Origin of the sequence: Limnothrix sp. FACHB-406, from assembly GCF_014698235.1 — a bacterium.
In the GTDB taxonomy this organism is placed as follows: Bacteria; Cyanobacteriota; Cyanobacteriia; order CACIAM-69d; family CACIAM-69d; genus CACIAM-69d.
In genome coordinates this window covers 22,542-28,869 of the sequence record NZ_JACJSP010000027.1, presented here as the reverse complement: position 1 = coordinate 28,869, position 6,328 = coordinate 22,542, and the positions used below count along the sequence as shown (strand labels likewise).

5 protein-coding genes are annotated in these 6,328 nt (G+C 54.0%); 2 read left to right on the top strand and 3 right to left on the bottom strand.

The window, feature by feature from the left end; translation table 11 throughout:
* Window positions 1–53 precede the first annotated feature (53 nt).
* A complete protein-coding gene (locus tag H6G53_RS17730; protein WP_190535284.1) occupies window positions 54–1,001 on the bottom strand; it encodes a hypothetical protein in 948 nt (315 codons plus the stop codon).
* Window positions 1,002–1,795: 794 nt separating this feature from the next.
* The gene (locus tag H6G53_RS17725; RefSeq protein ID WP_099535049.1) at window positions 1,796–2,035 is read right to left on the bottom strand and encodes a hypothetical protein; all 240 of its coding nucleotides are present in this window, start codon (window positions 2,033–2,035) and stop codon (window positions 1,796–1,798) included.
* A gap of 927 nt (window positions 2,036–2,962) precedes the next feature.
* On the opposite strand from H6G53_RS17725, the gene H6G53_RS17720 reads away from it, so the two are divergent.
* Window positions 2,963–4,033, top strand: a complete 1,071-nt coding sequence (locus H6G53_RS17720; RefSeq protein WP_190535281.1) for a YdcF family protein — start codon at window positions 2,963–2,965, stop codon at window positions 4,031–4,033.
* A gap of 243 nt (window positions 4,034–4,276) precedes the next feature.
* Here the strand turns inward: H6G53_RS17720 and H6G53_RS17715 are convergent, their stop codons facing one another.
* The gene (locus H6G53_RS17715) at window positions 4,277–4,909 is read right to left on the bottom strand and encodes a methyltransferase domain-containing protein (protein ID WP_190535278.1); all 633 of its coding nucleotides are present in this window, start codon (window positions 4,907–4,909) and stop codon (window positions 4,277–4,279) included.
* 245 nt (window positions 4,910–5,154) lie between these two features.
* Between H6G53_RS17715 and hemH the strand changes: the two genes are divergently transcribed.
* Window positions 5,155–6,318, top strand: coding sequence for a ferrochelatase (gene hemH / locus H6G53_RS17710; protein ID WP_190535276.1), 1,164 nt, complete (start codon window positions 5,155–5,157; stop codon window positions 6,316–6,318).
* Window positions 6,319–6,328 lie beyond the last annotated feature (10 nt).

Sequence of the window (6,328 nt, the reverse complement as noted above, 5' to 3'; positions counted from 1 at the left end):
TCGCAATCGTCGTCGCCGTTTTGGCTTGAGGCTTCATCTGCTGGCCGGGTTGCTCAACTACCAGGCAACACATCCAATTTGATTCGTGCAAGAGGTCTATTGGACAACATGCTGTTATCCAGAGCCTGTTCCAATTCCGTTCGCTGATTGGCAGACAGTTGACCCACCAACTCCGGCGCTTGATTGTTGATGCGCCGCAGCAATCGCCCATCTTCCATCAAAGTCCAACGTTCCTGGCGACCGGCAATCCCGCCAGTGATGTGCATCTGGAATCGCTCCCCATTGCCGAGGGTGGGGAGGTCGCTGGTCATGGGAGCAATAGCGGTTGTGCCGTTGCTGGCGGCTTGGTTGTAGCGCACGAGGTTGGCCGCGCGATCGAGGTGAAACACAAAGGACCGATCGCCCTGATTCAAAATGGCTTGCCAACCATCGATCGCAATCATGGTGCAGGCCGTGAGCGGCGCGTCATAAACCCCCATGCAGCCATCCCAGGTTCTGCGTTTCAGGGCTGTGACCGTGAGCGATCGAGACGGCAACTTCAGCGATCGTTCCGCCTGTCGCAGCAACCGTTGTTCCACTTCTGGCGTGAGCGATCGGGAACCCACCGCTTGGCGAATGATCTGACCCGCTTGGTCAGCGCGATAAAACCAACTGGGCGGCCCCCAGGATTGACGCTCGCTCACTTCAACGGCCCAACCCGGGACTTGCATTTGGGCACAGAGTTCCGCTGGCCCACCCAAACCCAAGCAACTGTCTGACCAAGTGGCGCGGGTAGCTTCGCGAATGGTCAGGTTCCCAGGCGCTTGACCCAAATCCCGGGCCGCCACTGCCAAGATGCGCGATCGCACCGATGGGGGTAACTGATTGCTGGTGTTGAGCACGGGGGTTGATCGGGGATTGGCCTGGGCGATCGACGGCTGCCCCAGTTCCCCAACAGCCCCCATTAACAGACCCAATCCCAAGGGCAGAACCAAACGCCAACGCAAAGCAACAGGAGACATAGACAAACTCGATCGGTCATTAGCTGTGGGAAATCAAAAAGCAGCAGTCTTGAAGCCTTCAATTGCTGTCTTCAATCACCGTTTTCGATTACTACTCATTCAGCATCGGCCAGACCTTGCTCAGGAAAAGTCACCATGAGCCGGTCTTTCGGATGTCACCTGCTAGGCGAGTTTTTCCCCAATAGTGCTTCCCATGGATCGTCGCAGCAATCCAGTAACTGCAATTGATTGAAACTTGAATTGCTGTTTGCTGATCGGCTTTCCCGATCGGGCCAGTTAACCAACCTCAACAGGCCCTGCCCCTGGGAAAACCCAGCCAGCCTTGAGGGCAAACAGCACAACCCAGAGGCCCCAAAATTCTAATATCCAGTTAAATCAATTTGGTGAATTTGGCAAATTTGAAAATACAGCCTTGACCTAGAACGATTGGCACGCCATATCACAGATGCCATGAAGCAATTATGAGGTGGGCACTGCCCACCCTACTAGTGCTTGAAAATAGTGCCTGTGAGATGACAATTTATGATAAACGACTTGGGATAAGAATCGTGATTGATGCAAGAGAGCTAATAGATAAAGCAAAATCGTAAAACAAGAAATTGACACAAGAGAGCTAATAGATAAAGCAAAATCGCAAAACAAGAAATTGATACAAGCGATCTAATAGATGAAGCAAAATCGCAAAACAAGAAATAGAAATAAAATAAAAAACAAGGAGCATTAACCCCTTGTTTTCGTAATCTTCAGTGCGCTTTCAGTGAAAAAGCTTTGGGGGAGCAAATTTCAGGCAGCCTTTATTCCTCGTCCCAAAGGGCCTGGGTATAGCCAAGCTTCGTCAAAGCCGCTTGCTGACCAGCGCTCAAGTCTTCCCAATATTCATCATCACTGGCTGGGGGATCCGTATCTTCTTCCCAGCTCGACTCATCCCATCCCAACTCACCCCAGAGGGACTGCTCTTCGCTGCTGAGATCAGACCAGCTCAAGTCTGCCCAAGTGCCACTGGGGTCGCCGTCAACGTCGCGAATTCCAGACATATTTTTTCTCAGTGGAGAATAATTTGATCAAGGGTAATCACAAGGCATCAACAATTTGCGAGCAACCAGTTTGCAAATTGTGACTGATCGTAGGTTGACTTTACATCAACCAAGATGAAGGTTCCATCAAGCTGTTGTCACTCCATCAAAACTCAGAGTAGCTCGTTGTTTTCATTCAGAAGATAGCCCAGAGATTTTGCTTCATAAATGACCCAATTCGCAGGATCCATTTTTTGAAGAGTGAGCAACAATTCGATGGTTAACTTAGATCATCCGCTTAATTGATCAAGAAATTAACCCAGCCGAATTTGGTATAACACCACGATTCGGCAGCGTCAAGAATAGATTAAGCAGAGTCTTTTAAAGATTTATTGAATTCTAGAACAAATCGAAATTTAACCACTATTCAGCCTTTAGGGGGTTCACAATTTAGCTAATGATCAGTGCGTTAAGTTCATTGATTGCCAAGTTCATTGATTACATTGCTGCATTTGTTGCATGAGCTGAGCACAGAAATCTTGGTGTAGCAATTCAGGCTAAGCATGATTAGCGATGGTCGATCGAACCGTTCACCGGTTTGAGGCGCTGAGCAACAGGCACGCAGGAGGAAGACAACAGCCCCAGGCAAAACGACGCAGACCCAGCCACAGGCCCCAACCTGGGGTTGCTCCCGTCGTCGATCGGCCCACCAGGCGGCCACCGGACGGGGCCACGGGGCGATCGGGGCAATCCGTTGGATCCAGGAAATTGTTAAGGAATTTCTAAAGTCAGCAATGGGTGAGGGGCGTTTACGGTCAGCAGTCGATCGCTCAAAAAGCGCTGGGGGTTAGGCTTCTGGTTTCAAAGCGGCAAAATTCCTCTACCATTGCCCTAAAACTTGCGGTTAAAACTAACCGGTAGGTCGATCGCCGACGTGGGTGATTTGGAATGTTTGAGACCCTGACCTTTATCTTAATTTGGCTGTTTATCGGCTGGCTGCTCTGGTACTTCCTGTTTCAGGTCAAGTTCATCCCGGTGGCCTACTACACCGGCTTTGGCATTGTCACGATCGCGGCACTGCTGACGATCGCGTTTATGAACCCCGGTGGCCGCACCTCAGAATCGGTGGGCAGCCTTCTGTCCCTGCTTCTGACTCCTCTGGGTCTGTCGCTGCTGTTGCTCTCGCGCTGGGTGCTGCGCGAAGGGCCGGGCAAGTTCACGACCAATGGGGTGGCGGCTTGGGCGTTTTCGGTGTTGCTGCTGTTTAGCACCCCAGCAATCGGGTTTTTGCTGGCGGGGCAACTGGAGCGCGAAGCCGTGTCCATGCAGGGCTATGGCGATCGGGGATCCGTTGAGGCGATCGTGCTGCTGGGGAATGGCACAACCCGTGTGGCGGGGATTGGTCAACAGCGCATTGAGCTGACCGAAAGCGGCGATCGAATCACATTGGCGGCACAACTGTATCGCGCTGGCCGGGCCAATCGAATTATTGTGAGCGCGGGGTTCCGGCCGGAGCTGAACGCTTACTGGCGACCGGTGAGCAGCGACTGTCGGAACCCAGACGGCACGGCCACGCGCTGCCGGGCGGCGGAATCGTCTGACATCAGCGTGTTGTTACAGGAAATGGGCGTGCCAGCCAGCGCGATCGTGATTCCCCGCAGCGAAATTGCCCAGAAGCGGGAAGTGGTGAACGTGCGCAACAGCGCCCTGGATGTGCGCGATGAGTTTGGTTCCAACCCCCAGGGGGCACGCATTGCCTTGGTCACCTCCGCGATCGAAATGCGGCGATCGACCCTGGCGTTCGAGTCCGTTGGTTTCCGGGTTGTGCCGCAACCGGCAGACTTTTACACCCTGCCCTACGATGCCCCGGACATCACCCCCATCCCCTGGCGCTATTTCTCCATTCCGGATCTGATTCCCAACTCCGAAGGCCTCACGGTCAGCACCAAGGTGGTGACGGAATACCTGCAAAGCGTGTTCTACTTCCTGCGGGGTTGGATTTCACCGTTTAGGCTCTAATTTCCGGCTCTCATTTCAAGCTCCAATTTCAGGCTTTTAAACAAGCCGCAGGAAACAGAATCTCAAGGGCTTGATCGGCGATCGGGCTACCGTTTGGCGACCTAAACCAACCCATTGCTCATCAATCCCCACGCTGGGCCAGCCGGTGTGGGGATTGATCGTCTGGAAATTGATCATCTGGAAATTGATCGCACGGGAATTGATCGCATGAGCAACTCGCAAGGCTCAGCCCAATCGGGGCGCTTAGCCCGCAGCACGCTTAGCCCGCAGCACTTGCACCGAGCCACCCGCATAAAACGCTTGAGACACATCACAAAACCCGATCGACTCCAGCAAGCCCGGCACATCTGTTTGCACAAATTCCCAAGCCGTTTCCGTTTCAAACAGCCAGAAGAACGCAGCCACCCCCGGCCAAAACAGCGGGTTGGAGGGGGCATGGAAATCGGAAAACAGAAACCAGCCCCCCGGAACCAGCACCCGATGGACTTCCTGAAAAATTTGGCGGAGCTGTTCAGCCTCCATTTCATGCATGGCGGCGCTGCTGTGAACCACCTCAAAGCTACCGTCCGGAAAGGGCATGGCTTCCGCAAAAGCTTCCACATAGGTAGCTTGGGGCACGGCCGATCGGGCCCGGGCCAGGGCCTTGGGCGAAGCATCCAACCCGGTCACGCAGTTCGATCGCTCCACCAACAGCGCCGTTGTTTGCCCCCAACCGCAACAGAGATCCAGCACCCGGGTTTCCGGTTGCCAATCGAAGTTTTGTAACGCTAGTTGACGAAAGCGCCCCTCACCGCCCACCGCCAGGGCCGCCACCCGCGAAATGTTGTCGTATAGCCACTGGTAGCGATAACTCAAATCCCGTAGAATCGTAGCCACAAAGCATCCTTAAAACATTATTGACAATAGCAATCGTCCGTCAGACGGCCCTTCATCAAATTAGGGTCGATGACCGAACGCCTTGAGGATTCTGTGTTTCAGACAGTTGCGAAGTCCCTTGCCGGGTTCCCTTGCCAGGTTCAGATGATGGGGCGATCGCCCGTCAGCGCAAACCTCAAGATATTGTTAATATCAGTTAAGAATCTGAAAAGAAACACCAACAGCGGAACGGGAAGCAAAAGGTTATGGGTCGAGATGGGGTCTTATTGCTCAACCTAGGGGGGCCGGAAAAGCTGGAAGACGTGCGGCCCTTCCTGTTTAACCTATTTTCCGATCCCGAAATTATCCGGTTGCCCAGCCCAATTCTGCAAAAGCCCCTGGCCTGGCTGATCTCCACCCTGCGGGCTTCCAAATCCCAAGAGGGCTACAAGCAAATTGGTGGCGGCTCACCCCTGCGGCAAATCACCGAAGACCAGGCCCGCGCCCTGGAAGGCAAGCTGCGGGAACGGGGCCGCGATGCCAAGATTTACATTGGAATGCGCTATTGGTATCCCTTCACCGAAGAAGCACTCGATCAGATCAAGCGGGATGGCATAGATAACTTGGCAATTTTGCCGCTTTATCCGCAATTTTCAATTAGCACCAGCGGCTCCAGCTTCCGCCTGATTGAGCGGCTGATGGAAAAGGATCAAACCCTGCAAACGATCGACCATCGCGTGGTGCAGTCTTGGTACGATCGCCCCGGTTATCTGCGGGCCATGGCGGATTTGATTGCCACGGAACTCGATCGCTGTGAAGATCCCAACAGCGCCCACATTTTCTTTAGTGCCCACGGTGTGCCTGTCAGCTACGTGACCGAGGCGGGCGACCCCTACCAGCAAGAAATTGAAGACTGCGTAGCGCGGATTATTCGCACCCTGAATCGGCCCAACCAACATACCCTGGCCTATCAAAGCCGGGTGGGCCCGATCGAGTGGTTGCAGCCCTACACGGACGATGCGATCAAGGAACTGGCCGCCCAAGGGGTGAAAACCCTGGTGGTAGTGCCGATTAGTTTCGTGTCTGAGCACATCGAAACCCTTGAAGAAATTGACATGGAATATCGGGAAGTGGCCGAAGAAGCGGGGATTCATAATTTCCACCGCGTGCCCGCCCTGAATGTCCATCCGGGTTTCATTGAGGATTTGGCCAACCTGGCGATCGAAACCCTAGATGGCAAGGGCATGACCCTGGCCCAAACCTTGCACCCGCCCGACAAGGCCAAGATCTATCCCCAAGAGCGTTGGGAATGGGGACTGACCACGGCGGCGGAAGTGTGGAATGGTCGCTTGGCCATGCTGGGCTTCCTGGCGCTGGCGTTGGAGTTGATTAGCGGCCGCGGGCCGCTGCACTTGGCTGGGTTACTCTAGCGAGGCGATC

Excerpts from the sequence above, each read along its gene's own strand:
- H6G53_RS17730 (WP_190535284.1), bottom strand. The coding sequence starts at position 1,001 with ATGTCTCCTGTTGCTTTGCGTTGGCGTTTGGTTCTGCCCTTGGGATTG.
- H6G53_RS17725 (WP_099535049.1), bottom strand. The coding sequence starts at position 2,035 with ATGTCTGGAATTCGCGACGTTGACGGCGACCCCAGTGGCACTTGGGCA.
- H6G53_RS17720 (WP_190535281.1), top strand. The coding sequence starts at position 2,963 with ATGTTTGAGACCCTGACCTTTATCTTAATTTGGCTGTTTATCGGCTGG.
- hemH (WP_190535276.1), top strand. The coding sequence starts at position 5,155 with ATGGGTCGAGATGGGGTCTTATTGCTCAACCTAGGGGGGCCGGAAAAG.